This window comes from Vogesella mureinivorans (assembly GCF_007644035.1).
Classification (GTDB): domain Bacteria; phylum Pseudomonadota; class Gammaproteobacteria; order Burkholderiales; family Chromobacteriaceae; genus Vogesella; species Vogesella mureinivorans.
On record NZ_VMTV02000851.1, the window covers coordinates 1 to 373 of the forward strand.

Annotated in this window: 1 protein-coding gene; it reads right to left on the reverse strand. The window is 53.9% G+C overall.

Translation table 11 applies throughout. From position 1 onward, the window contains the following. The coding region (locus tag FLQ44_RS19925) for a transketolase C-terminal domain-containing protein (protein ID WP_276607890.1) at nucleotides 1-373 on the reverse strand (373 nt) is incomplete at both ends.

Here is a 373-nt window from a genome sequence, read left to right on the forward strand (position 1 = left end):
GAGAAATTGCAAAACTTGTGCACCGAAACCGCCAGCTGCCCCTTCTTCAATTGTGACAAGAACTTCATGTTCGAGCGCAAGGCGACGGACAAGATCTTCGTCAAGCGGTTTTGCAAAACGGGCATCTGCAACCGTTGTAGAAAGTCCGGCGGCTGCCAGTTCATCGGCGGCAGCAAGTGCCTCCTGCAAACGGGTACCAAAGCCCAACAGTGCCACCTTACTTCCCTCGCGAAGGATGCGTCCCTTACCAATTTCAATCAATTCGCCACGTCCCGGCAGTTTAAGACCAACGCCTTCACCGCGTGGATAGCGGAACGAAATTGGCCCCTGATCATAGGCTGCCGCCGTGCGCACCATATTCATCAATTCCAGT